The following is a 26,760-nucleotide window of genomic DNA, read 5'->3' on the forward strand; positions in this document are numbered from 1 at the left end:
CCGCCTTTAAGGCGGTTTTTTTGACTTTAAAGCGTTCCTATTCAAGAAAATAGGCAGGAAAAAGAGATATAAACAAGAAGTAGTCAACATAAGTTTCAAATAAAAGGAGGCCATCATGACGGTCACATTAATTACTTTTGTTGCTATTATTGTCTTTGGGCTTATAACAGGCACGATCACTACGCTTATGGCATTTAAACTGCTACGTAACAATAAAGAGAAACATCACCTTCGCAAGAGCATTCTGATGGACGGAATTCCAGTAGAAGCAATCATTCATGATATTGTACAGACTTCATCCAGTATGGATGGAAGGCCAGGCGTGCGACTGGATTTGACGGTAACCCAAGTTGACGGCCGTACCTTTCCGACAATAATAGAGACTTATATCCCGATCACGCATATTCCCCACTTCCAGAAAGGAAATATCATTAACGTAAGATACATTGCGAAGGGGAATGAACGAAAAGTTGAGGTAGAGGATGCCTATATTATGTAAGGTGTACCCACTGCGGACAACTTCTGTGATCAGACGTATCAAAAAACCATTACCTGAGACAAATCAGGTAATGGTTTTTGACGTTAATTTCAATTGGATTATGCTTTAACGCTGTGCTTTTTTGTTCGTTTCAAGCGCACGGCAACCCAACTCATAATCAAAGCAGCAATGAACAGAAATACGGTCACACCAGCAATGACGACAAAGAAGGATTGGTCAAAAGCAGCAAAGGCGGCATTTGTGAGTGATTCAGCAGACGCGGGAGGCAAGCTTTCGGCGGCAAGAAGCGCTTCATCCAGACTGTCCTTCACATTGGACGGCACATGAATGCCCTCAGGAATCTTCATTGCCAGTGTGTAGAACAAGGTCGATATGCTGCCGATGATGGCAATACCGGATGCTCCGCCCAGCTCATAACCTACTTCCTCAATGGATGCGGCCATACCCGCTTTGTGGGTGGTGCATAACTCATAATGGAATGGGAAGCAGCGGTCATTCCTGAACCAAGACCTGCACCAAGTAGTGCCAAACCGATAATCTGCCCGGTAAACCCAGCATTGAAATACATCAGGTACGTCCCCATGCCAAGGGCGGCGAACATGAGAGAGAAGCTTTTGATATATACAACATCCACACGGTGCATGATAGCCCCCGTAACAGGTCCGGCAATGAGTGCTGCAACAGGTATGGATACGGTGAATAGTCCAGCCTGAAGCGGTGACATGCCTTCCACAAGCTGAAGTCGCTGAGTGACCATATATTGCACACCCATTTGTGCGAATAAGCCAACCAGTGCGGTAATAAAACCGGTGCTGAATCTTGGGATTTTGAACAAGGACAGATCCAGAAGCGGGTGGGTACTGTTATTCTGACGGCGAATAAAGATGATAAGGGACAGAACGCCAATCACAGCAGCAAGGATAGCGAGTGTGAGAGATCCTTCGCGTCTTGTGAATTCCTTGATGGAATAGATAATTCCGACCATGGCAATCATGATCTGAATGGAACTGGTGAAGTCCCACTTTTTCGACGCATCCCCTTGGTGATTAGGAATCATTTTCAGTGCGAATACAAACGCGAGAATAGCGATAGGCAGGTTAATCAGAAACACAGAGCCCCACCAGAAATGTTGAAGAAGCAGTCCGCCGACAATCGGTCCCAGTCCTGCACCACCTGATGCAATGGAACCCCATATGCCGATCGCCAGTGCGAGTTCTCGTTCATTCGTAAACGTAACTCTGATGATCGACAATGTCGCTGGCATCATCATGGATGCGCCTACAGCAAGAAGAATTCTGCTCATGACCAGCACAGCTGGCACAGGAGAAAAGGCGGCAGCAAGAGAAGCGGCAGAAAAGACGAGCAATCCAAGAGTAAATATTTTTTTATGACCAAGACGGTCTCCGAGTGTTCCCATTGCAGGAAGAAGACCTGCCATGACGAGGGAGTAACCGTTTAGAATCCATAATTTCTCCGAAGCTGATGCACCGAGATCATGGGTCAAGCTGGGTATGGCCGTGTACAGGATGGTCATATCCATCACAATGAGTAATAATGCACTTGAGACAATAACAAGAATCATCCAACGTTTGAATTTTGACATGTTTCCCTCCGACGATATGAATAACTTACAATTCCAGACTAAACTATCGGGTAACCCTATAGTCAAACTTTTCTTTACAGACTATAATGCAGTCATACTGACAGAACTTAGACTACATATGTACATGGAGGGCCTGAAGATGGCTGAAAATCACGCACAACACTTTAGCACCAGTGAATTTGCCAAGATCTGCGGAGTGACCAAACATACCTTGTTTCACTATGACGAGATTGGGCTGTTAAAGCCGGACTTTATCAATGCCAAGGGTTACCGCTATTATGGTGTACAACAAACGTATGTACTGGATGTCATACAGGTGCTGAAGAAGGCTGGAAGTTCACTTCAGGAGATTAAGTCGTTTATTGAAGATCAGAATACGCCCATGCTAATCGAGCTGTTTGAACAGAAATGGAAGGAACTTGAACTGGAGCAACAACGAATCAAGCGTATGCAGAAGCTGCTAAGTGGTGCCATTGAAATGACGAAACAAGCCACGGATGCTTCGCATGAAGGGCCCAAGATTGAACATTGTGAGCTGGAGTATTTTATTGCAGTTCAACTGGAGCAGGGCGATGGGGATAAGGAATTTTCCCGTAAGTTTACTGAATATAGGAGCCATTGTGATGAACAGATGATTGATTATGAGTTTCCGGTATGGACGATTTTACGTCAGGAGCGCTTTGAGGCAGGGGAATACTATCCGGATTACTTTTGCAACAAAATAAAAGCTCCCATTTCAGGGGAAATGATATTGATTAAGCCTAGAGGAATGTATGCCGTCATGAATCATCGTGGGTCATACGAAAGCATGCCGAAGACGTATTCCATGATGAAAGAATATATAGAAAGAGAAGGTCTGCAAGTCTGTGGCAATGTGTATGCACTGGACCTGCTTAGTTATTTCGCGGAAAGTAATCCCGAAGAGTACATCATTAAGATTTACGCAGAGGTGTGTATGGCAGATAACGCAATGATTTAAAGGTGCGGGTGTAGAGCATGACAGTGAATTTTGCGCAAATATTGCAACAAGAATCATCGAACTATAAGCAACGGACTGAGATAAAAGATAACGAAGCTAAGAGCCGCCGAATGGCGGCTTTTAAGTTTTATATTTACAGCATGTATACAAGAAATGGTTTGTTACGTTCAGAATGCGATATCGTGAGAATGTATGCTATAATTTTATAATCTCACCCACTCATATGATGGATGATCAGATCAATTGTAGACTAATTCGCCAAGAGGTGTAATACCTATGAAAAAAGAAATGACAACAATCAAACAAACCAGGCTACATTCCATTCTGGACGAGGCGACCAAGTTGCTGATTGAAAAGCCGAATGCTTCCATGAATGAAATTGCAGAGTCTGCAAAAATCGGGATTGCCACTTTACATCGATATGTGGAAAGCCGCGAGCAGCTCATGGTTTATCTGGGATTACGCGCAATCGAAGTGGTCAGTGAGACCATGAAAGAAATTCAACTGGATGAGGAGCACTGTGAAAAGTACATACCCGAGCTGATTGAAGCGCTTATTCCATTAGGCGACAAAATTTATTTTCTGGCTCATGACACCACCATTAACTATAATTCCGAGATTGAGGGAGCAGATCTGAAACTGAGAGAACCTGTATTGCATGCGGTTGGTCTGTTGCAACAAAAAGGTTATTTCCGCTCCGATCTCGATAAAACCTGGATTGTAGATGTCCTGTATTCCATCATGTTCCTGACGTGGCAGCAGGTTGTAAGTGGTCATATCGCGAGAAAAGCCGCCCCTGCGCTTGTTGTAGACACGTTTTATCATGGATTTAAGCAGAAGTGAAATTTAGGGGTGAGACTAACTTACAACATCAGCACGTCACTTGATGACCAAATGACTTTATAAAAGTCGCTAATTTAGCGGCTTTTTTTTGTTTCTTTATGGTTATACATACCTGTTTCAAGCCAGAGACATTGAACTAACCTGTACTGGGCATCTGAGATTTAGTAAAACTAACTATAACAAAATGAACGATTACATAGCATTATTTGTCTTATTAATGAAAACACAGCAAAAGGGGGTGCTATAGAATGACTGACAGAGAAATTTTTGAATTATACAAAGAGCAAGTTTACTACTTCTGTTATTATCTGATGAAAAATCAGGCAGATGCTGAGGACATTTGCCAAGAAGTATTTGTTAAAGTGATTTTGGCTGACAGAACTAAGGTAAGGAACTTGAAATCATGGATATTACGAATTGCTTCAAATGAGTGTCATACCGTTATTAGAAGACGTAAATCTGGATGGATGAAAGAAGTGCGGCATTATTTGTTGTCCAAATCCCAGAGTTATAACCCAGTGGAAGAGAGAGTGTACCTTAGGGAAACAAAAGAAGAGTTACAAGGGTTATATAGTGAACTTCCTGACAAGATCAGGATGGTTGTTGTCCTTCGATTTATCAATGATTTGACTGTACCTGAGATTTCTAAAGTCATGAATATACCTGAAGGAACTGCAAAATCTAGATTGAACAAAGGGTTGAAACTTCTTAATAAAATGGTTGAACCTCAACTAAAGGAGATGAGTAATAGTGAATCAGTATTCTAATAAAGAAAAGGGTAATTCTCATCCGGATTATGACTTAATGTGGACAAACATTGAGAAAGAAGCACATAAACGCCGAGTCAATCTGCAGTCATCAGACAAGCCTACTGGATATCGAGCTAAAGCAATTCCCATCAGTATTCTTGTTTCTTGTTTCTTGCTTGTTGCTATTCCTGTATTCGCAAATGTGACAATTGATTGGGATCGAATTGGAGGACGCACCGTCGCAAACGCAATAAGTAATGGAGTCGGCCAGCAATATGATCTTCAGTCATCTAGTTCAGGTGTAACAATGAATTTGAGGGGGGTTGTAACAGACGGAGAAAAAATGAAGATGCTGATATCTATGGACACATCAACCGATCTTTCAAAGTATACGGGGTTTACTACGGAGAAAAATATCTTAAAAGGTGAGTCCGATGCGAACGCGAACGTATATGGTAATTTAGGATACGATCCTGGGAGTCAAAAACTCATTGGGGTCTATGAAACACCTGATACATTAAAGGATGGTAGCAAAGAATATACATTCGAAGCACAAAATCTTATTTTTTATCGGGATAGAGATGTTTCCTTAGAATCTTCTCGTGCAGTTGGAGATGCGATAGTCACTGGAGTTGCGCAATATCCAACGATCCATATTGAATCCGTTAAACATTCGGAAAATCAAACCGTTATTCGTTATAAAGTTGCTGCATCCCCATCTGACATGGGACGAGGTAATCCCCATTTGGTAGTTCATAACGGCGCTCAATTATTAGACGCAATGCCAACCTGGTTGCCCAGCGAAGATACGGGTTTGTTGATTGAACAGGTATTTGATATAACCGAAAAAGAATGGACAAAAATCAATCTTCATCTCGTTTATACTGAAGAAGCAAAACGGATATTGGGGACGTGGAAGTTTGATTTTGCGGCAGATGGGAAAAAAGCAAGTGAGTATATTTACACTAAGAAATTGGATGCAAATTCTGAATTCCAAGAAAAAACAGGTATCACTTTAGATCAGCTCCAAGTCACTCCCTTGAATCTCCAGATTTTTATCGACGAAGAGGGTTCGCTAAAAGAAGGTATTGTTCGATACAATACAGCCCAGTTAGTTATAGGTGACAACACAATAACTGGAGAGAGGACATTGAAAGGAGACCATCCCGGTAGTTATCAGCATTTATTTCAATTTGAATCTCCTGAGTGGTATCAAACCTGGTCGGATGTTCCAATGAAACTCATCTTAAAAGATGCCGTTGTTGAGAAACGAGATACCACTAAAAACTGGATTCGTTTAAATAGACCAGAGAAAGAAAAGCAATACACCAAACTGACTGTCGATGGACTTGAAATACAATTCACTTACTATACTGATGGGGAGAAATTAATTGTAGAGTCATCTTCCAAAACGCCTGGTTTCAAAGGTGTTAACCAAACAACGTTACGTATTAACGGCAAAGAAGTGGTACCTGATGTTACACCTAAGGGGATGGTATCTTCAGGAATTTATATTGATACCTACGAAGGTATTCCATTTGATGGAAAGATTGAACTTAACCCTGGTATATATAAATATAGTGATCCAGACCGGAACGTAGAAGTTAAACTATAAGATAAATCTAAGTACGAGTCAGGCTAAAACGTCCAAAGATAACAGAGGTAATTCTGAACACCCCAAATAGTCAACGGTATCATTCGATACGCAGGACTCTTTGAGGGTGTTTTTTGCGTTCACAACAGCATTTGGTAGAGCGAAATCACGTTTAATTTGCGTTTAACACATATTCAAATATTAACAGAGTTCAGAATTTAAGATTTCAAGTTTACAAAAAATGATATAAATTTCTAGTAGATTCAAATCATTACCAAATAAAGACAAAAAATTCAAACGAGGAGGCCGGACAGAACACCTGCAATTGTGCAGTTCGAATCAGCTAATGTACTCATTCCATCAACCCAATCAGGAGGGATTCCATGCTTTACACCATTATTGTACCAGTCAACCAGGATTATAACATTCTGAACCTGTTCACTGATTCGTTGCTCCGGACGGTAAGTCCATCCACTCAGATTATTTTCATCAACGATGGTTCCGGTTCAGCCGTTTTTCAACATCTGGATAAACTGAAGCAAGAAGTAAGAGAAGGTGTGACCATCGAGATTCTTCAGCATGATTTTCCACTCGGTTGCGCCGTGTCGATTAATAGCGCACTCAGTCTTGCCAAGGGAGAGTACATTTTCTTCCTGGATTCCGACACCATTCTTCAACCGAACTGGCAACCGATGATGAAAGAGACACTGGACAGCGATATTACGATTGGCATGATTGGAGGCGTTCTGTTGTATCCGCAAACAGGAGGCGTGCAGCACTGCGGTATTGCTTTTGCAGACACCATCGGCCGTCACCTGTTCCTGAACGCATCCCCTGATGATATCCCGAAAGAAACCTTCTCTGTTCAACTGGTGGTGTTCGCCATGTTCGGCATGAAGCGGGAGGTCTACGAGACCATCGGTAACCTCGATGAGAAGTTCTTTAACGGGTATGAGGATTTTGATTATCAGATGCGAGCACGGGCTGCGGGATACGATACGGTCATTAACCCGAATATTCAAGCCTATCACTGGGAACGCAGCAGCGGTATTCACCGCAATTTCAACCGCAAGAACAATCTGGCACGCTTCTGGAAAAAGTGGGGCGGTCAAATTGAGGCTGACGTGTGGCCTTTCGTTTTCGGTCATCTGAAAGAACAGCTGGAAAGCCAAGGGGAATATCAGCATCTGCCGATTGTCGGCATTGATCTTGCAGAGGTTCGCAGTGATGCCGATACGTTCTGGACCAAGCTGCATGAAGCCGAATTTGTAAATGTAGCGGAAGTACGTGACTATTCGAACCGCTTCAATTCCAACGGAGCCATCTGGCTGCCGCAGGTCCTGGGCAAGGAACTGATTCATAGTGAGAATAGATTGCTGTTCTTAGTGGACAATTTCGCCCGGTTGTTGGAGAACCGCTACTGGATTGAGATGAGACACGCTCATCGAGCCAAGGATCTGATCATAGACCTGTATGGCAATGTAATTACAATGGATCGCATATACGATGGATGCTGGCCTGGAACGAAAGTTCGGTAATTCACTCACAACGAAAGTAAACAGGGAGGTACTTAAGGTGAAAGAAAAAGAGAGCACGCTGGATCGTGCCGTACGATTTACCCGTAATCTGGAGTGGTTGGAACAAGTCGAAAAGGTAATTCCGAGCGGATGCAGCACTTTAGCCAAAGCACCTGAACGTTTATTCCCGGGGCATACCCCCGTGTGTTGTGCAGAGGCTTACAAGTCCCGATTTACAGATATCGACGGCAATGAATGGCTGGATTGCGAAATGGCCATGGGTACGGCACCATGGGGCCATGCCAGGCATGAAGTCCAACTCACCGTCATTCACCAGTTGAAAAAAGGGACAAGCTTTTCGGTTCCTGCCGACATCGAACTTGAATGCGCCGAGTTGATTCTGGAGCGGTTCGAGGGTCGCTATCCGTCACTGCGCTTCACCAAAAGTGGTGCCGATGCAGTGAGTGGGGCTGTACGTCTAGCCCGCGCTGCAAGTGGGAAAAGCAAGGTTATTGCGACAGCTTATCACGGGTGGCATGATTGGTCCGCCTATGGTTATTATGGCGGCCAGACGAAAGAACGTGGCATTCCAGTAGATATCGAGCGTTCAACGATCTGGGTGAACAAGCCCACAGCAGAGCGAATTAAGGCCCAGATTACCTCATCTCCCGAGGATATCGCATGTATAGTTCTATGTCCCAATGAGTGGAAAAAGGAAGCGCTGGGGGAAGTGGTAACCCTGTGCCGGTCCCTGGACATCATTATCATATTCGATGAGGTAACTTCCGGTATTCGGATGGGCAAGCAGGCTACAGCAGGAGAATATGACATCTGGCCTGATCTGCTTTGCATCTCGAAAGGTATGGCAAACGGTTTACCGCTCGCAGCGGTTATGGGACCTCAGCACCTAATGTCCTTGTCAGGACAGGTCAGATTCAGCAATGCCCATTCCAGCGAAACGACAGCACTAGCTGCAGCCATTGCCTGTGAACGATTAATGAAGAATGCGAAAGTATGGCCGACTTGGCGTGATCCGGCAACCCGGATCATGGATCGTCTTGAATCTGAACTTGTGTTACTCGGATTGACGGATCAATTGGAAGTGAAGGGGACATATGCAAGCTTCTGCATTCAATCCTTGGCTGAAGATAACTTTCAAACGGACCCTTTCCGCGAGTTCATGGTGAAGAAGATGGCTCACTTCGGCATTTTCACCAAAGGCTACTTTATTTTTTCCGACGCACATACACGCGAAGAATTGCTGTGGGTCGAGGAAGCTCTGTTGCAGATCCTGTCCGACTGGAAAGAGATTCAGAAGCAGGACCATCTTCATTCGATGCAACTTTCGAAAACGTTTGAAGCTTAATCCATAAAATAGAAATCGACAATCGACTAGGAGGAATATTCAATGAAAGCACTCGTATATCAGGATCTCAAACAGGTGGCTTACCAGGATATTGATGAGCCAACCATTCAAAGACCTAATCAGGTAAAAATTAAAATCTATGGTTCAGGCATCTGCGGTACAGATCTGAATATTGTCAAAGGCAAAGTGCCTGCGAATAAAGGAACGATTATTGGTCATGAAGGTGTGGGCACCGTGGTTGAGGTGGGTGACGAAGTTCGGGGTTTCAAGATCGGTGATCGGGTATTGGTTGATCCCACGCAATCTTGCGGTACCTGCTCCTATTGCCGCGAAGGTCTGTTCATCTACTGCGAGAATTTTGATGACTATCAAGTAGGCATGACCACGCATGGAACCTTCGCTGAGTATTTTGTTGGTGATGAGAAGTATATCTATGCCATCCCAGATTCTATGAGCTGGGAAACGGCCATGATGATCGAACCACTGGGGTGTGTTCTTCAGACATTCATGAAAGCAGGGACTAAGCCAAGTGACTCTGTACTGGTCCTCGGTTCGGGTGCAATCGGTTCCCTGTGTCAGCTTGTGAGCAAAAGATTGGCAAGGCTTACCGTAGGCACGGAGGTCGATCCATACCGCAAAGAGTTTGCTTCAGAGATTGCGGATCATGTGTTCTATCCTCAGGAATTGACGCTCGATAAAGTATACGAGATCAATAATAACAAGAAGTTTGATATTGTGGTGGACGCGGTTGGTAACCAGCTTCATGTGGGATTTGAGATGATTGCTAAAGGCGGCAAAATCATTCCTATGGGGTATGACGACAGCTATGAGGTGACGTTCAAATCTACAGCCGTAATTAATGATGGTATTAGTATCATCGGTGCGGTAGCTAATCACTCAATGATCAGCACGGCACTGAAATTTGCCCAAAGTATTCCGGAACTGGAGCAGATGGTGACAGCGAAGGAACTGTTGAGTGATTATGAACAGGCCTTCAATGGAACGATTGGTTATGACCTGCGTACCGGAGAGACTTTGCCCATGAATTCGGTGAAAACAGCTCTGATCCTATAAGCATGTAGACATTAGCGGGTTCGCCGCTGCGAGAAGTAGGACATCGCAGCGGTGAAAACCGCAGAAAGAAGGGATATCGATTGAAACTGCTTCAAGATTTGCCGAAGAATCCACGGTACTCCATTTTACTCGAACCGGTATGGGCCATTCCGGGCACGATCGTTCTCTTTTATGCTCCTTTATATATGAAGGAAGCCGGACTTTCGGATATTGAAATCGGTTTAATTAATTCGGTGAATCTTTATTTTGCCTTTATCTTTCAATTGTTTGCGGGTTCCATTACGAATAAGCTGGGGCGCAAACGAACAACGCTGATCTTTGATCTGCTTGCCTGGAGTGTTCCCATGTTCATCTGGGCCTTCTCTCAGAACTTCTGGCTGTTCCTGATCGCTTATTTACTGAACGCAACATCCAAGTTTGTAACGGTCGCCTTTAACTGTCTGATCATAGAGGATGTGGAGGAACACAAACGATCGAAGGTGTTTGCCATTCTCAATATGATCATTACAGGAGCCGGGGTATTAACCCCTATTGCCGGGGTAGTCATTGCTGATTATGGTATCGTACCTACACTCGCCAGCATTTACTTTGTCGGGGGCATCCTGATGACTGCCATGTTCTTCATTCGTAACCGATACACGGATGAGACCGAGGTCGGCAAGGAGCTTATGGGGTTGCATAGCAAAACCCGCGTCCTTCAAAGTTTGGGGTCAAGTCTGCGCCTGTTCGGCAAGTCATTCTACAAACGAAGACTTTTTCCGATCATTTTGATTACAGTATTGTCCAATCTGATCTTGCAGCTGAATTTCTTTCAGGTCATTTTCTTCAAAGAACAGTTGAAGTTTGATGACCGTGTCATTTCGTTTATTCCAGTTGTGACCGCAGTAACCGTTATGCTGCTCTATCTGGTGATCATTCCGCGACTGAAACGGCGTTCGGAAGAAAAGTATGTTGGTTTTTCCATCGTACTCAGTACGGCAGGAGCTATTCTATTTCTATTGATCCCTGTGGGGAATATCGCGATGTTGTTTCTCACGCTAATCGTACTCGCTGCGGGTAACTTCATTCTGCAGACATATCGGGATTCCCTGCTGATGAACCGATTGGGTACGCATGAGAAAGCCGATATGTTCTCGGCCGTGCAGACAGTCATGACGCTTACAGCCATTCCATCCGGTTACCTGACCGGCTTGCTCTACCATCACAATCCAACGCTGTTGTTCAGTGTCATTCTTGGTCTATACGTCGTGCTGATGGTCATTATGTTATTCCTGCCTGATCCCCAGAAGCACTCCCAAGTGCTGGAGCCTTACAAAAATATGTAGAAGAAGGGGTTTTCTGTATATGGAGCGAATATGTAGTACAGAAAAAACTAGATTATATTATAACTTGGGAGGCTGCTAAGGAAAATGACTAACGTAATGACATCAGAAGCACGGAAGCAATGGAGCTGGATGAACGAGCCTGAGACCTGGTCCTATACGGATCAGGGAGGTGTAATTGTGGAAGCACAGGCGGATACGGACTTTTTTCAAGATCCAGCAGGGAAGCACATTCGTGCAACTGCACCGTTTTTGTCCATGCCTGTGCCTGGAGACTTCGAAATCACAACCCAGTTAACGGTGGATATGAAAAATCAATATGATTCCGGTTGTCTGATGGTGATGGCTGATGATCGTAACTGGTGCAAAATTTGTTTTGAATATGATGGAAAAGTGCCTACCATCGTGTCCGTGGTGACACGTGATGGTTCATCTGATGATTGCAATTCAGTTGAAGTCTCCGTTCCTAATCCCTACCTGCGTATACGCAAAGTAGAGGACTGCATATCATTCTTTTATTCACCCGATGGGGATGAGTGGAAATTAATTCGATATTTCGGCATGCCGATACAGGGGGATATTCGAGCTGGATTAGTTGCACAGTCACCGACTGGAACGGGCTGTTCGTGTCACTTTTTATCTGTGAACGTCACCCATCCGGACTTGACCGCACGTTTCTAATCCGCTCCCCCGGCCAACCATTGGAGGGAGAATAGATTCATGGTAAAAGCATTTATATTTGATTTTGATGGACTCATTGTGGATACGGAGACGCCTTGGTACTATGCGTTTCGCGATATATATGAAGAGCACGGACTCGAACTGGGTCTGGAGCTGTGGTCGAAAAATGTGGGGACATCCTTTGATGAGTTCCATCCGTTTCTATATCTGGAGCAGGCCCTCCAAAAAAAGATAGATCATGATCATATCAAACTGCTCTCTGAACAGAAATACGAAGCTTATTTGGGACAAGCTTCCATTCTTCCAGGGGTATATGAACTGCTTCAGACTGCCAGGGAAAAGGGGATTCAGCTTGCGGTTGCTTCCAGTTCCACCCGGGACTGGGTACATGGTTACTTGCAGAAATTAGGCATTTTCGACTATTTTACAGTCGTTCATACTTCTGAGGATGTGAAGCGAGTCAAACCTGATCCTGAACTGTACCTTCTTGCTCTCCAAAGTCTTGGAATCGAGGCTTCCGAAGCGATCGTATTCGAAGACTCGCCTAACGGGCTGAAGGCAGCCAATGCGGCAGGTATTCGTTGTATCATTGTGCCGAACGAGGTAACGCGAGGTCTGGAATTCGCCATGCATGAACTGCGGTTATCCTCGCTGGCCGAGATCAATGTGGAGGTTCTTTAATCCAGGTATTGCTTGCGTAGCTCGATAGGGGAGATCCCTTCGTATTTTTTGAACACCGATCCAAAGTAACTGGCACTGTTGAAACCAACTGCTTTGGCTATTTCATGAGCCGTGGTGGCATCATTTTCAATGAGCATTTCCTTGGCTTTCAACAACCGATATCGCGTCAGATACTCCAGTGGAGTCATTTGAAATTCTTTTTTGAATATCCGATTGAGATGCTGCTCGGTAACGTCCATCTGCTCGGCCAACATGGGGAGAGAAATATCCTGATGATAATTCTGTTTGATAAAAGTAATGAGTTCATCCAATCTTAATCGGGCATCAGAACGTTCGTAAGCACTATAGCGTTCACCTTCAATGGTTAATCTGACCAAAAGCATGTACAGCAACGCAGATACGTGCCAGATCTGATCCTTGTGCCGGGACTGCAGCGCCAACGTAATTTCATGCAACAGGATATGAAGCATTCCATCCGGCTTGAAGGCGCGCAGCTCCCCGATCTGCAAGGAATGCAAGAAACGTGGCAATAAATAGCCATTGAAAGACAGACAATCAAATCGTAATGAATCACTCAGATTGTGGTAACGGTACGTTACCTCCGGGAATAAAATGAGAGCGGTCCCTTTTTTGATCGAAAACTCATGATTCTTTGCGGCGATTCGCCCTGTTCCTCCGATGCACTGTACAATGCTGTAATCCCGTGAATGGTCGCTCCAATTCATCAATTCATCAACGGTCAACTGGTTTTGCCCTGTAATCATGAGCGGCATATCGGTATCCAGTGGATTCCCCATGCTAGGTTTCGGCATCGTCGTGTTATTCCTCTTTTCGTTAAAGGATCATGTGCGTAAGTGGCGTGGTTACAGCGTTAAAAGAAACCTAGAGAGAATTATATTACATAAATGGAATTATTTTAATTGATTGGCATCTGATAATAAAACGTTTTCAAAAAATGCTCCAACATTTATGTATGGGATGGATGAGTGTGAACCGTGGCCCGATCATTCTCTGTTAATGAATCTAAAGGTGCGCCTGCCTTGCCAACTTCATGCGAAACGGTATACGCTATAATGAATGAGTGATTAAGGAAAGGAATGCAAAACATGAAGAAAGTCATCGTAGTCGGATCGGGTATTCTGGGGGCATCAACAGCCTATCAATTAGCCAAACAGGGCGCAGAGGTAATCATCATAGATCGAAAAGATATAGGGCAGGCGACGGATGCAGCTGCTGGGATCATCTGTCCGTGGCTGTCACAGCGACGCAATCAGGATTGGTATCAGCTTGCCAAGGCAGGTGCGCGGTTCTATCCTGGAATCATAGCGGAGCTTGAAGGTGAAGGAGAAACGGAAACCGGTTATGCTCAAGTAGGTGCGCTCAGTATTCATACGGATATGGACAAAATCAACAAGATGGAAGAACGGGCACACCTTCGCAAAGCAGATGCACCGGAGATCGGCGACATTACACCTCTGGATGAAAAAGAAACCCGTGAGCGATTTCCTCTACTCGATGAAAGCTATCAATCGGTACATATCAGCGGTGCTGCACGTATAGACGGAAGAGCGCTGCGTGATGCCCTGATCCGGTCTGCACAGCGAAATGGCGCTACCCTGATTCATGGAGATGCTACGCTTCAATTCGAAGCGGATCGGGTCATTGGTGTGAGTGTTAATGATCAAAGTTTCCTGGCAGATGAAGTCATTGTCTGCGCAGGTGCTTGGGCCAATTCATTGCTGAAACCGCTCGGCATCCACTTTAAAGTGCACTATCAAAAGGCACAAATTATGCATCTACATGTCACGGATGGGGAGGATACAGGCCGTTGGCCTGTGATCATGCCACCTTCCGATCAATATCTGCTGGCCTTTGATCGACAGAAGATTGTGATTGGTGCAACTCATGAAAATGATGTGGAAGGTTATGATACAAGAGTAACTGCAGGGGGCATGCAGGAAGTTTTGAATAAAGGTCTGGAACTGGCACCAGGGCTAGCAAATAGCACATTCCAGGAAGTAAGAGTTGGATTCCGTCCGTTCACACCTGGCTTTCTGCCTGTAATGGGAACTGTCCCAGGCTGGCAAGGTCTGATTACAGCCAATGGACTTGGGGCCTCTGGCTTAACCATGGGGCCTTTTATCGGGAGTCAACTGGCCAAATTGGCTCTTGGCATGGAGCTGGATATCGATATTGAGCCCTACCATATTGGCAAAGCAATGGATGAAATTGAAAGAGGTGAACCATGACATATTCACAACGTTTATCCGATGGAGCGAACTCGTCCGATATCGTATATCTGGAGCATCAGATTGGTACTACGAAAGAAGAATTGCGAATAGCTCTGGAGAAACAAGAAAAATACGAACGCGAATTGGCGCATCTCAAGTCATCATCCATTGGCAATGCATCGAAAGATGACTTGGATGAGCAAGCCTTAATGGAAAAGTCGAGCCAAACGCAGAACTTGATTGAAACCCTGTCGGCACAGCTGCTGCAACTACAGGAAGCATTGGCGAAACTTGGCGATTGATTGGTTCATATCGCCTATCTCTCTGAACCGATGATAGAAAATAAATATACGATACGTATAAAAGAAAACCCCTTTTAAATAAGGGGTTTTTCTGATTTGGTTCAAATGAATTATATCAATAAATGAACGAGTGGTATAAAATGGAATCAGGTGCTGAACTGTCAATTCAGGTACCAAGTAACCAATCACAAAACGATGCTGAGAGGTGGATTCAAAATGTACAAAGAAGTGATACGCGTTGAGGACATTACAGGCTTCCAGTCCAGATCTGAAGAGTTTTTTCCACTTCACTGGTTTCGAAAAATGTTGTCCGAGCAACCTGTGTACTATCACGAAGATACAGACACCTGGAATGTGTTCAGATACGATGATGTGAAGCAGGTCCTGAGCAATCATGAATATTTTTCAGCCGAAGGAACTCGGACAACCATTGCGGTTGGAGCGAAGAACAACGAAGGTACACCTCCGGACAAATTAAACATCTCAAGTATCGATCCTCCCCGTCATCAAAAAAGTCGTTCATTGTTATCCGCTGCTTTTACACCACGTAGTCTGAAGAACTGGGAGCCACGAATTCGCAACATTGCAGAGCAACTGGTAGCAGATATTGAGCCGAATACGACCATTGATATCGTACAAACATTAGCTGCGCCGCTGCCTTCCATGGTTATGGCAGATCTGCTCGGCATCCCTCTCACAGACAGCCATCGATTCAAGAACTGGGTAGATATTCTATTTCAGCCCACCAATCCCAAGACTGCTGAGGAGAGTGAACTGAAAAAGCAGACTGCAGCGCAAGAGTATTATCAATTCCTATACCCCATTGTAGTTCATAAACGGACCCATCCTGGTGAGGATATCATTACGGATCTGTTGACCGTCGATGTGGAGGGTGAGAAGTTCACGGATGATGAAGTTGTTCGAACGACGATGCTGTTGCTCGGAGCCGGAATTGAGACAACAAGCCATATGGTTTCAAATACGTTTTATTCATTCCTATACGATGATCCAAGCTTGTATAATCAACTAAGACAGAACCCCGAGTTGGTTCCGCTCGCAGTCGAAGAAATGCTTCGTTATCGGTTCCACAATGCCAAGCGGCATCGGACAGTGAAGCAGGATAATCAATTGCTCGGAGTGGATTTGAAAAAAGGTGATGTTGTGATCTCATGGATGAGTGCAGCCAATATGGACGAGCAGATGTTTGAAGACCCGTTTGAGTTAAACATTCATCGTCGTAATAACAAAAAACACCTTACCTTTGGCAATGGCCCACACTTTTGTCTAGGTGCCCCGTTGGCAAGAATGGAATTAAGCATTGCCTTGACGGCATTTGTGGAGAAGATTGCACGGATTGAACCAGTGGAGTCATTTGATCTGGAGAATAATCTGGCCACTTCAGCTCCGGGACAGTCGTTGACCCATCTGCCAGTGAAGATCATAGGGTAGAAGAGAGGTTCATACAGAGGATACAAACGAAAAGCGGCAGATCAGACGTATACGTCTAGATCTGCCGCTTTGGTATGCAAGTGTATAAGGCAGGATGAATTATTTCGAATTCATGGAAACTTTTTGTCTTACAACCTGTTTGAATTCTTCCTCTTTCGCTTGTTTGGTACGTTTGATAAAGAAGGAAAGAACCAAGCCCACGACAGCAATGCCGATGATAACAACATAAGCATCATTAATACCCTGGATCATAGATTCTGTAGCCAACTGCTTTTGACTGAGTCCATTGGCTGCACCCGTAGCTACCATATCCTGTACATGTGCTGTAGTACGGCTCGTCATGACACTCACGAGCAATGAAGTACCTACAGCGCCAGCAACTTGTCTGACGGTGTTGGAGATGGCTGTACCGTGTGCACCGAGTCTTGGTGGCAATTGGTTAAGACCCGCAGTTTGAATCGGCATCATGAGCAAAGCCATACCAATTCGGCGTCCGGTTGACATTAATACCAGGTAACCATAACTGGTTGAATCCGTTAAGTCGATGAAACCAATTGTTGTCACGATGGTGATCACCATTCCGATAACAGCGAGCCATTTCGCTCCAAATCGGTCAAACAATTTTCCGGCTACAGGCATCAGGAAGCCCATGACAAGGGCACCCGGCAGTAGTAATAGTCCGGACTCCAGCGCAGTGTAACCACGTGCGTTCTGGAGATACAGGGGAAGCAGCATCATGTCAGCATACATGATCATTGTGATCGCGATACTAATGACCGTGGTCAGGGAGAACATGTTGTACTTGAAAGCCCGCAGATCAAGCAGGGGAGTCTCCGAAACGAGCTGACGCCATGTAAACAGGGCAAGGGAAACAATTCCTGCAGTAATACAGATAAGGACTTCTGCACTTGACCATCCCAGACTTCCTGCTCTGCTGAAGCCATACAGTAATGCGCCAAATCCGATAGTGGACAGCACCACACTGATCGTATCGAACTTCGTGTTGACCCGTTCGGATACATTCTTCAGGTATACAAACGCAAAGGCAATGACAATAAGAGTTAATGGAATCATGCCGTAGAACATCGTTTGCCAAGAGTAGTTCTCCAGGATATAACCAGCGAGGGTAGGCCCGATTGCAGGGGCGAAAATGATGGCAAAACCAACCATACCCATCGCTGATCCTCGTTTTTCAGGAGCAAACAAGGTCAAGATAACGTGCATCAGGAGTGGCATGATAATACCGGCACCTGCTGCCTGAATCATGCGTCCTGTCAGCAATGTACCGAAATTGGTAGCAAGAGCGGATACAATGGTACCGATCAGGAAAATAAACATCGAAGCCTGGAATAATTGCTTGGTTGAAAAGCGTTGCATGAAGTAGGCCGTGATGGGGATAAGCACCCCGTTCACCAGCATGTAACCTGTCGTTAACCATTGTGCTGTTGCGGCGGAGATGTTAAAATCACCCATCAGCTCCGGTGTAGCTACGCTCATGATCGTTTGATTCAACGTTGCAAGGAAGGCACCCAAAATCATGATAAACAGGATGGGGCCTTTCTTTACGGATAATTCATCTTGTACTCTAGCCTGACTCAATCCTTTTCATCCTTTCAATCCACACGTGACTAAATTTACAACGTGTTGTATAGTTTACATTGTATTTATTGAATTATATACATATTCGGGCAGATTACAATTTACGTTATGGATGGTTTTCGTTGTTTATTTTACAAAAAAAATGAATTTGTTGTGTAAATCAAAAATAAACGACTTATCATTCAAAATTGTAATGTTTAAAATTTAAAGGAGGATTACACGTGAAAGATGAGAAGAAATCGGCCGTAGACCCAAGGATTTTACGAACACGTCAGTTAATCCGAGGTGCATTTGTAGAATTGCTACAGGAAATGGATATTGAAAAGTTATCAGTGAACAAAATTGCAGAACGAGCGACGATCAATCGGGTAACCTTCTATCTGCATTATCGGGATATTACAGATATGATGGAGAAGATGGCTGACGAGATGATCGAGCATATTGAACGGATCGTGGATGAATATGCCCCTCATTTTGAGAAACAAAGAACGGAAGAGGCTTGGCCTGTTTTGGTCAAGTTGCTGGAGCATTTTGCGGAGAACGCATCATTCTATCAGGTGGTCCTTGCTACGAAGCGCACACCGATCTTTACCGAACGGCTGCTGAAATTGTTGAGTACGCTGGTCAAAGCCAAGATTGATCGGGTGGAGATGGAGGATGAACTGGAAGAGTCCGGCATTCACAAAGAAATCGCAATATGGTACGGTTCTTCGGCCCTGATTGGGACCATTGTTGCCTGGCTGCGCAATGATATGCCTTATTCACCCCATTTCCTGGCTAAACAATTCTCGTTGATTCGCTCGTACTCCTATAATGACCTGATATAATTAGACTACAATACTCAGACGGTAAACTGGGTTAGATGAATAGAAAAAGACAGCTCTTTGCGCCTATACATAAATAGAGGAGGACTAATGTAATGAAATATAGCACAGACCGTATCTATGTACGATTTTGGAAGGTGGACGATACATCATTACTGCTGGATTTACAGGTTCGCAATCGTGCGGAAATCGAGAGAATCTCTGCAAGTAATCGGGAAGAGTCTTTCTACAGCTTGGAAGGACAAAGGTCACTCATTGAGAGCTGGAACAAGAAAAGAGAAGACGGGAAACGATATTCCTTCGTCATTTTTCTGAATACAACGGATGAACTCGTCGGTGAGATTTCAGTATTCGAGATCGTACTGGATGCTGCTCCAAAATGGATCGTTGGTTATGTAACGGATATTCTGCATCAAGGCAAAGGGTATATGAGTGAAGCCCTGCAATGTGTGCTGGAATTTGCCAAACATGAAACTGAGATTACTCGAATTGAAGCTGGCGCTGTGCCAGATAATACAGGCTCCATCCGCGTTCTTCAAAAGGCAGGATTCAAGGAGAATGGCTCGCAATCCATTCCAATCCAGGGAACGTTGAAAGAACATACGATGTTTGCCGTAGATATACGATAAGCAGAGAGGACAGAAAAAACCTATGGCTACTATACTCGTTGCTGACGACGATGCGAACATTCGCGAACTCGTCTGTCTATTTCTCAAAAATGATGGATTCACCACGGTAGAAGCTGCGGACGGTAAGGAAGCTCTCACCGTTTATGGCGAAACTGCAGTTGATCTGGTTGTGCTTGATATTATGATGCCTGTCATGGACGGCTGGGCACTGTGCAAGGAACTCCGAAGAGCCAATCCCGACCTCCCGTTACTCATGCTGACGGCGAGAGGAGAGACTTGGGAGAAGGTGAAAGGGTTCGAACTGGGCACGGATGATTATTTGACAAAACCGTTTGATCCGTTGGAGCTCACGGCTCGTGTCCGAGCATTACTGAAACGATACAAGATTGGCTCCACACACACGATCCAGTTCGGTAATGTTATTCTGGATCGTCAGACGTATAAGGTGATGAGGGGCGCAGAGTCGCTTACGTTGCCACTTAAGGAGTTCGAATTGCTGTATAAGCTTGCTGGAACACCCGGACAAGTCTATACACGTGAGCAGTTGATCGATCAGATATGGGGTATTGATTACGCCGGAGATGATCGGACGATTGACGTACATATTAAGCGCCTGCGTGAACGGTTCGTAACTACACCTGATTTTCGGATTGAAACGGTCCGTGGGCTAGGCTATCGACTTGAGGTCCATGAATGATCAGATCCTTATATATTCGTGTGGTTCTGACCTTTCTGGTGTCTGTCATTGCTGGTACGGTCATTTCATTTTTTGTGTCTACCTGGATATTTGAGGACAAATTGAACCAAAACGCTCAAATTAACTTGCGTAATTTTGGCCAAGACGTTGTGCAGATATATAAGACCCTGCCTTTACGTGAAGCGGACTTGTACGTGAGTGGAATGAAGCAGCTCAATTCCTATCATATTCGAATTTACGAAGCTACGGGTCAGTTTACAACTTATGGAAAGGCTAACGGGCATAAGTCTGCTGTTGTGACGAGTGAGCAACTAAAGAAAGTATTAGCTGGGGGCGTTGTACAAGACACCAGGGATGGGATTGGTACAGTGCTCTTGGGGTTACCGTTGAAGACGGAGATGGGAACGAAAGCGATGTTTTTGGAAACACTCTCACCACCTTCAGCCTCTTTTGTGGTCAAGTGGGGCTTAATCTTTGCAAGCTGTTCGTTGATTGCAGGAAGCTTGCTTATTCTGGTTGCTTCTATATATCTGGTGAGACCGATCAAGAAATTGACCCAAGCGACCAAACGGATTGCAGCTGGAGATTTCAACGTCAAGCTAAACATTAAGCAAACGACTGAGATTGGTACGTTGGCCCGCAGCTTTGAAGAAATGATGCATGATCTGAAGCAGTTGGAGCAGATGCGCAGGGAGTTCGTTACGAATGTGTCGCACGAGGTTCAGTCTCCGCTCACCTCGATATCCGGTTACGCTTCGGCACTGAAGCAAGTAAACCTCTCAGAACACGAGCGAAACCGTTACCTGGATATTATCATCTCTGAAGCAAAACGAATGTCCAAAATGAGTGATAGCCTGCTCAAGCTGAGTTTGCTTGAATCGCAGTCACAGCAACTGCGGCTGAGCTCCTTAAGCCTTGATGAACAGATCAGGCGGGTCATCGTGGCGCTACAGCCGCAATGGTCTGCGCGCAACATTCATTTCGAGCTTGATCTAGAGAACGTTATGATAACGGCGGATCACGACCAGTTAAATCAGGTATGGACGAACATCCTCGGAAATAGCATCAAGTTTTCCAGAGATGGCGGCATGATCAAAGTCAGTATTGAAGAGGATATTAAAACTGTGACTGTCCGAATATCCGACACGGGTATTGGTATTCCCCTGGAAGACCAGAAGCGGATATTCGAGCGCTTTTTCAAGGCAGATCGTTCCCACAGTCGTAAATATGACGGGAGTGGTATGGGACTTGCAATCGTTAAACAGATCGTATCCCTTCATCAGGGTGAAATCCGAGTGGAAAGCGAACCTGGTCAAGGCACGACCTTTATTATCACGTTGCCATTCCATCCACCAACGAATAGTTAGTCTCACAGGTTAGCTAATAAAGAATAGTATCTAAACCGAATTCTAATGCCGTGTGTAACATACCCGGAAGAACTCTAATCAACCAGCGAATCAAAACCTGAAGGCCAATCTCGGTGTATAGTCACGACGATTTTACGTTAGCCGAGATTATGGTTGAACGTGTTAGCGGCATGAGTTTCACAGCATTTATACACCAATATGATAAAGTAGTACCGCCAACAAAAGAAGTCGCGAAATCGCGGCTTTTTTTCTGTTAAAGAATGATGATAAATGCTTAATTGTTTTGCTGGAAAATTCAGGTTGACAACCATTATCATCGCGTATACAATCGTATACATGAATACGTTGTATACAAACGTATACGCGTAATGGAGGTGGCAAAGATGAGAGATCGTGATATGAATGAAACGGATCGAAGTGTGCGTTATGATGAGCATCCGAGACGTGATATGAGTGACAATGAGCAACGTGGTGAGCGTTCCAGACGCGGAAGAGGGCATGGCGAACATGAGGGAAAACGGGGCCGTGGTGCGCAAACATTCCGTCGCGGCCGAATTCTTGTATTTCTGGAGCAGATGCAGAATCGAAGAAAGACACTTGTCAGACAACTTGGACAGGAGGAGTACGAACATATTCGCCCGATGATCAGTGGGGAGTTAAAAGCCATTGATCAGGTCATCGACGAGTATATCCATCTTTTCGAGCTGCAAAATGAAGATGTAAACCCCAATAAGGATCTGGAGAGTGAGAGTGAACAAGTATGATTCGTCGGTTTTTTTCATATTATCGTCCGTATAAAAAACTGTTTTTAATTGATTTTGGATGTGCTGTACTCGCGGGATTATTGGAGCTGGCTTTCCCCCTTGCCGTGAGCAAATTCATTAATGAGTTGTTGCCAGGTCAGGATTGGCCTCTCATTATGCTCGCCTGTGTTGTGCTGTTATCCATCTATGCACTTAATACTGTATTGAACTATGTAGTTACATATTGGGGACATATGCTTGGCATTAATATTGAGACCAACATGCGTGAGAAGATGTTCGCTCACTTGCAGAAGTTGTCGTTCCGGTTCTTTGACAATCGCAAAACGGGTCATTTAATTGGTCATCTTACGAATGATCTGAATGATATCGGCGAGGTGGCTCACCATGGACCTGAAGATGTGTTCATTGCCGTGATGACTCTGATCGGATCGTTCTGGCTGATGGCTAACATTAATCTTGAGCTTGCGTTGCTTACCTTTATCATTATCCCAATTATGGCTTGGGTCATTATCGTGTTTGGTGGGCGGATGACGAAGACGTATCGGAGACTCTTCGGAGACGTCGGCAATTTCAATGCGCGCATAGAAGACAACGTTGGTGGCATGCGTGTTGTGCAATCGTTTGCCAACGAAGAACATGAGAAAGAACTTTTTGCCGTGGACAACGAGAATTTCCGTAAAACCAAATTGCTTGCTTACAAAACGATGGCGAAAAGTATATCGGTCAGTTATATGATGATGCGACTGGTTACGGTGTTTGTCATGATCAGCGGGGCCTGGTTTTATATCGATGGCAGAATCAATATGGGTGACTTTATGGCCTTCCTGCTCCTGTCCAATATCTTCTTCCGCCCGATCGAGAAAATCAATGCCGTCATTGAAAGTTATCCGAAGGGCATTGCTGGTTTCAAGCGTTATCTGGAGATCATTGATACAGAACCTGAAATTGCTGATAACAAAAACGCCGTTGAACTGAAAAGTGTGAAAGGTGACATTCGCTTCGAGAACGTCTCGTTCGGTTATGAATCCGGTCGGCGTATTCTGAGTGATATCACCCTGTCCGTTCGACCAGGAGAAACCGTTGCTTTTGTTGGCCCATCGGGTGCAGGCAAGACGACCATCTGCAGCCTGCTGCCAAGATTCTACGAGGTAGAAGAGGGCCGAATCACCGTAGATGGTGTCGACATTCGGGACGTTAAGCTTCAATCTTTGCGTAAGCATATCGGAATTGTTCAACAGGATGTATTTTTGTTCTCGGGTACGATTAAGGAGAATATTGCCTATGGTGATCTGCGTGCAACGGACGAACAAATCTGGGATGCCGCCCGTCGTGCTTCATTGGAAGAATTAATCCTCACGTTGCCGGATGGGTTGGATACCATTATTGGGGAGCGTGGAGTCAAGCTATCCGGAGGGCAAAAGCAACGTTTATCCATCGCCCGTATGTTCTTGAAAAATCCACCCATTCTTATTCTGGATGAAGCAACCTCTGCTCTGGATACGGAAACAGAAGCACTGATCCAACAATCGCTCGCTGAATTGTCAGTTGGCAGAACGACACTCGTAATTGCTCACCGTTTGACGACCATCAAAAATGCAGATCGCATCATCGTAGTGAACAAAGATGGCATCGCTGAGCAGGGCAACCATGAGGAATTGGTAGCCGCTGGGGGAATATATAGCCGTCTTCATCAAGTGCAATATAGTCACTCTTAATCTATATAAATTGAGCTATAGAATGTTTACACTTGCCAATCCGATGACAGAACAACCTTGCCGCGCAAATGCGCGGCTTTTTTGTACGGACTTAAAATGAGGCTAGGGAAAGATAATGTTGACAACGTCCACTAACCTGATTATTATAATGTTGACAATGTCCACTAAAAAGGAGGGTTTGACATCGACTCTCAGTACATAAATCCAGATATTCTGGCTGACATGCGACGTTTTAACCGTTTTTATACGAACATACTCGGTGTACTCGACAAGCATATTCTTGGTACAGGGTATTCGTTTGCTGAAGTACGGGTCATCATTGAGATTGGAATTCGGGGAGAAAGCATCGCGAACAATCTGGTAGATACACTGACCATTGATCGTAGTTACATGAGCCGAATCGTGAACAAGCTGTCCAAGGAAGGGCTGTTGGTGAAAGTGAATTCTGCGGCCGACAGCCGGGTCAGTCTGATTCGTTTGACTGCCAAGGGCGAGAAACTGTATGCGGAATTGAATGATCGATCCGATCAACAGATCCTGAAGCTGATGCAAGAATTGAATGAAGAAGAGATTCAAGAGGTATACACCTCCATGATGAACATACAAGAGAAGTTGAACAAGAAGTCAGGAGAGACAACACGATGATACGATTTGAATGTGACTATAACGAAGGTGCACATGAACGCATTTTACAAAGACTGATGGAAACCAACATGGAACAGACGAGCGGGTATGGCACGGATGGTCACTGCGAACGTGCGAGAATGCTTATTCGTCAGGCTTGTGACAACGAGCAGGCTGACGTTCATTTCCTGGTTGGCGGTACACAGACGAATACAACGGTGATTGCGTCTATTTTGCGTCCATATCAAGGTGTGATTGCTGCGACCTCAGGACACATTGCGGTTCATGAGACCGGGGCTATTGAAGCTACGGGTCATAAGGTGCTCACGGTTCCAAGCGAGGACGGAAAGATCACGGCTGAGCAGGTTAGAGCAGTCTACGATGCGCACATGAATGAGTCGTCACCGGAACACTGTGTTCAACCAGGAATGGTCTACATATCCCAACCAACGGAGAATGGAACGATGTACAGCAAGGCAGAACTGCAGGCATTGCATACAGTGAGCAGAATGTGTGGTCTGCCATTTTTCGTGGATGGAGCACGTCTTGGATATGCACTTGCTTCCCGAGATTGCGATATGACACTTGCTGACCTTGCGCGTTTGTGCGATGTATTTTACATCGGGGGAACCAAGATTGGCGCATTGATGGGGGAGGCGGTTGTCATTCTGAATGATGCCCTGAAACCAGATTTTCGTTATATGATCAAACAAAAAGGTGGTCTGCTTGCCAAAGGCAGATTGCTGGGAATCCAATTCGAAACGTTGTTCGAAGATAGTCTGTATCTCGATATTTCTCGCCATGCCGTGGATATGGCCTTGAGAATTCATGACTCACTCGAACAGCAGGGTGTACGCTTCCTGTACGAATCACCAACCAACCAGCAGTTTCCGATACTGCCTGATCGTTTGCTTGAGAAATTAAGCAGCGGTTATACGTTCTCCTTCTGGGAAAAGGTTGACGATACGCACAGTGCGGTGCGTTTCTGTACCAGCTGGGCAACTCGGCAGGAGAATGTGGATGCTTTGACTCGCGATATCACTCAATTATTGCTTGAGGAAATTCAGGTTCCACAGCGTGTCGAAGCATTGGTTTAATCTTGTACAATAATTAAGGAAACGGTTCCGATTTCCTGTTCATATATAAGAGTATTTTGGATAAATTCAAAAAGCGATTATGCAAAATGCTGATACTGAAAAAAGGACAACCCGTTGCGTTGTCCTTTTTGGTTTGCCTTTTGTGAGGATGTCCATACTCATAACGCTCCTGTGTGAGCAATACTTCTTTCAACCCTTGAACAATCACACAAAATGAAGGATAAAGTGGATTTGAGAGGATCAGGCAATCAATTAAGACAATTGATATACCGCGTGCTACCCATAACTCGGCATACTAAGAACATGTTAACAGAGCCAAGCAAAGAAGTTTATTCAAAAAGTTGGGAACAAAGTGATGAAGTGGATATCGAATCATGTGAGGCGAATCTTGATTGACAGGCTCGAATCACAGATCAAGTTGGAAGAGAATTCAGTACATCGAGATATATACTTCAAATGCTGGTTAGAGCTAGTTTCCGAAGAGGTCGAGACAACATCAGTTTACAGAACAAATTCAAGGAGAGTGTGAAATATGGAATATGTGAAATTAGGAT

26 protein-coding genes are annotated in these 26,760 nt (G+C 44.8%); 22 read left to right on the plus strand and 4 right to left on the minus strand.

Annotated elements, in window-relative coordinates; translation table 11 throughout:
- Nucleotides 1-115: 115 nt before the first annotated feature.
- The gene (locus M1D71_RS12770) at nucleotides 116-499 is read left to right on the plus strand and encodes a hypothetical protein (protein WP_458126749.1); all 384 of its coding nucleotides are present in this window, start codon (nucleotides 116-118) and stop codon (nucleotides 497-499) included.
- Between the two features lie 98 nt (nucleotides 500-597).
- On the opposite strand, the gene M1D71_RS12775 is transcribed toward M1D71_RS12770, so the two are convergent.
- Complete coding sequence (locus M1D71_RS12775) at nucleotides 598-942, minus strand: hypothetical protein (protein ID WP_458126750.1); 345 nt, start codon at nucleotides 940-942, stop codon at nucleotides 598-600.
- Nucleotides 918-2,102: an MFS transporter gene (locus M1D71_RS12780; RefSeq protein WP_458126751.1), complete on the minus strand. Its 1,185-nt coding sequence runs from the start codon at nucleotides 2,100-2,102 to the stop codon at nucleotides 918-920. Before M1D71_RS12780 ends, M1D71_RS12775 begins: the two co-directional genes overlap by 25 nt.
- 139 nt (nucleotides 2,103-2,241) lie before the next feature.
- Between M1D71_RS12780 and M1D71_RS12785 the strand changes: the two genes are divergently transcribed.
- The 10 genes from M1D71_RS12785 (at nucleotide 2,242) to M1D71_RS12830 (ending at nucleotide 12,908) form a co-directional block, all read left to right on the plus strand.
- Nucleotides 2,242-3,081 carry a MerR family transcriptional regulator gene (locus M1D71_RS12785; protein WP_458126752.1) on the plus strand — a complete coding sequence of 280 codons (840 nt, stop codon included), beginning with the start codon at nucleotides 2,242-2,244 and terminating at the stop codon, nucleotides 3,079-3,081.
- Nucleotides 3,082-3,357: 276 nt separating this feature from the next.
- Nucleotides 3,358-3,924 (plus strand): TetR/AcrR family transcriptional regulator, encoded by a 567-nt coding sequence (locus M1D71_RS12790; protein ID WP_458126753.1) that lies wholly within the window; start codon nucleotides 3,358-3,360, stop codon nucleotides 3,922-3,924.
- 248 nt (nucleotides 3,925-4,172) lie between these two features.
- Nucleotides 4,173-4,691, plus strand: coding sequence for an RNA polymerase sigma factor (locus tag M1D71_RS12795; RefSeq protein ID WP_458126754.1), 519 nt, complete (start codon nucleotides 4,173-4,175; stop codon nucleotides 4,689-4,691).
- Nucleotides 4,675-6,288: a DUF4179 domain-containing protein gene (locus M1D71_RS12800; protein WP_458126755.1), complete on the plus strand. Its 1,614-nt coding sequence runs from the start codon at nucleotides 4,675-4,677 to the stop codon at nucleotides 6,286-6,288. Before M1D71_RS12795 ends, M1D71_RS12800 begins: the two co-directional genes overlap by 17 nt.
- Before the next feature lie 362 nt (nucleotides 6,289-6,650).
- Nucleotides 6,651-7,805 (plus strand): glycosyltransferase family 2 protein, encoded by a 1,155-nt coding sequence (locus tag M1D71_RS12805; protein WP_458126756.1) that lies wholly within the window; start codon nucleotides 6,651-6,653, stop codon nucleotides 7,803-7,805.
- A gap of 37 nt (nucleotides 7,806-7,842) precedes the next feature.
- Entirely contained in the window at nucleotides 7,843-9,150 is a 1,308-nt protein-coding gene (locus tag M1D71_RS12810) for an aminotransferase class III-fold pyridoxal phosphate-dependent enzyme (RefSeq protein WP_458126757.1), read from the plus strand.
- Between the two features lie 42 nt (nucleotides 9,151-9,192).
- Nucleotides 9,193-10,224, plus strand: a complete 1,032-nt coding sequence (locus tag M1D71_RS12815; protein WP_458126758.1) for a zinc-dependent alcohol dehydrogenase — start codon at nucleotides 9,193-9,195, stop codon at nucleotides 10,222-10,224.
- An 80-nt stretch (nucleotides 10,225-10,304) separates the two neighbouring features.
- The gene (locus M1D71_RS12820; protein WP_221819467.1) at nucleotides 10,305-11,549 is read left to right on the plus strand and encodes an MFS transporter; all 1,245 of its coding nucleotides are present in this window, start codon (nucleotides 10,305-10,307) and stop codon (nucleotides 11,547-11,549) included.
- Nucleotides 11,550-11,633: 84 nt separating this feature from the next.
- On the plus strand, nucleotides 11,634-12,227 hold the full coding sequence (locus M1D71_RS12825; RefSeq protein WP_458126759.1) for a DUF1349 domain-containing protein: 594 nt from the start codon (nucleotides 11,634-11,636) through the stop codon (nucleotides 12,225-12,227).
- 39 nt (nucleotides 12,228-12,266) lie between these two features.
- Nucleotides 12,267-12,908, plus strand: coding sequence for an HAD family hydrolase (locus M1D71_RS12830; protein WP_458126760.1), 642 nt, complete (start codon nucleotides 12,267-12,269; stop codon nucleotides 12,906-12,908).
- Here M1D71_RS12830 and M1D71_RS12835 read toward each other — a convergent pair.
- Nucleotides 12,905-13,720, minus strand: coding sequence for an AraC family transcriptional regulator (locus tag M1D71_RS12835; RefSeq protein ID WP_458126761.1), 816 nt, complete (start codon nucleotides 13,718-13,720; stop codon nucleotides 12,905-12,907). The two genes, M1D71_RS12830 and M1D71_RS12835, sit on opposite strands and share 4 nt — an antisense overlap.
- 294 nt (nucleotides 13,721-14,014) lie before the next feature.
- On the opposite strand from M1D71_RS12835, the gene M1D71_RS12840 reads away from it, so the two are divergent.
- From M1D71_RS12840 to M1D71_RS12850, 3 genes are all read left to right on the plus strand, one after another.
- Entirely contained in the window at nucleotides 14,015-15,157 is a 1,143-nt protein-coding gene (locus M1D71_RS12840) for an NAD(P)/FAD-dependent oxidoreductase (RefSeq protein ID WP_458126762.1), read from the plus strand.
- Nucleotides 15,154-15,441, plus strand: a complete 288-nt coding sequence (locus tag M1D71_RS12845) for a hypothetical protein (RefSeq protein WP_458126763.1) — start codon at nucleotides 15,154-15,156, stop codon at nucleotides 15,439-15,441. The genes M1D71_RS12840 and M1D71_RS12845 overlap by 4 nt, the downstream gene beginning before the upstream one ends.
- Before the next feature lie 216 nt (nucleotides 15,442-15,657).
- On the plus strand, nucleotides 15,658-16,890 hold the full coding sequence (locus tag M1D71_RS12850) for a cytochrome P450 (protein ID WP_458126764.1): 1,233 nt from the start codon (nucleotides 15,658-15,660) through the stop codon (nucleotides 16,888-16,890).
- Between the two features lie 99 nt (nucleotides 16,891-16,989).
- On the opposite strand, the gene M1D71_RS12855 is transcribed toward M1D71_RS12850, so the two are convergent.
- Complete coding sequence (locus M1D71_RS12855; protein WP_458127231.1) at nucleotides 16,990-18,429, minus strand: DHA2 family efflux MFS transporter permease subunit; 1,440 nt, start codon at nucleotides 18,427-18,429, stop codon at nucleotides 16,990-16,992.
- A gap of 281 nt (nucleotides 18,430-18,710) precedes the next feature.
- On the opposite strand from M1D71_RS12855, the gene M1D71_RS12860 reads away from it, so the two are divergent.
- The 8 genes from M1D71_RS12860 (at nucleotide 18,711) to M1D71_RS12895 (ending at nucleotide 26,206) form a co-directional block, all read left to right on the plus strand.
- A complete protein-coding gene (locus tag M1D71_RS12860) occupies nucleotides 18,711-19,316 on the plus strand; it encodes a TetR/AcrR family transcriptional regulator (RefSeq protein WP_062834267.1) in 606 nt (201 codons plus the stop codon).
- A 92-nt stretch (nucleotides 19,317-19,408) separates the two neighbouring features.
- Complete coding sequence (locus M1D71_RS12865) at nucleotides 19,409-19,942, plus strand: GNAT family N-acetyltransferase (protein WP_458126765.1); 534 nt, start codon at nucleotides 19,409-19,411, stop codon at nucleotides 19,940-19,942.
- Nucleotides 19,943-19,964: 22 nt separating this feature from the next.
- The gene (locus M1D71_RS12870) at nucleotides 19,965-20,639 is read left to right on the plus strand and encodes a response regulator transcription factor (RefSeq protein WP_458126766.1); all 675 of its coding nucleotides are present in this window, start codon (nucleotides 19,965-19,967) and stop codon (nucleotides 20,637-20,639) included.
- Nucleotides 20,636-22,006, plus strand: a complete 1,371-nt coding sequence (locus M1D71_RS12875) for a sensor histidine kinase (protein WP_458126767.1) — start codon at nucleotides 20,636-20,638, stop codon at nucleotides 22,004-22,006. Before M1D71_RS12870 ends, M1D71_RS12875 begins: the two co-directional genes overlap by 4 nt.
- Nucleotides 22,007-22,389: 383 nt before the next feature.
- Nucleotides 22,390-22,770 carry a hypothetical protein gene (locus M1D71_RS12880; protein WP_458126768.1) on the plus strand — a complete coding sequence of 127 codons (381 nt, stop codon included), beginning with the start codon at nucleotides 22,390-22,392 and terminating at the stop codon, nucleotides 22,768-22,770.
- A complete protein-coding gene (locus M1D71_RS12885; protein ID WP_458126769.1) occupies nucleotides 22,767-24,485 on the plus strand; it encodes an ABC transporter ATP-binding protein in 1,719 nt (572 codons plus the stop codon). Before M1D71_RS12880 ends, M1D71_RS12885 begins: the two co-directional genes overlap by 4 nt.
- Before the next feature lie 222 nt (nucleotides 24,486-24,707).
- Complete coding sequence (locus tag M1D71_RS12890; protein WP_458126770.1) at nucleotides 24,708-25,130, plus strand: MarR family winged helix-turn-helix transcriptional regulator; 423 nt, start codon at nucleotides 24,708-24,710, stop codon at nucleotides 25,128-25,130.
- Nucleotides 25,127-26,206 carry a threonine aldolase family protein gene (locus tag M1D71_RS12895; protein ID WP_458126771.1) on the plus strand — a complete coding sequence of 360 codons (1,080 nt, stop codon included), beginning with the start codon at nucleotides 25,127-25,129 and terminating at the stop codon, nucleotides 26,204-26,206. Before M1D71_RS12890 ends, M1D71_RS12895 begins: the two co-directional genes overlap by 4 nt.
- Nucleotides 26,207-26,760: the final 554 nt, after the last annotated feature.

Source organism: Paenibacillus sp. Z3-2, from assembly GCF_054161325.1.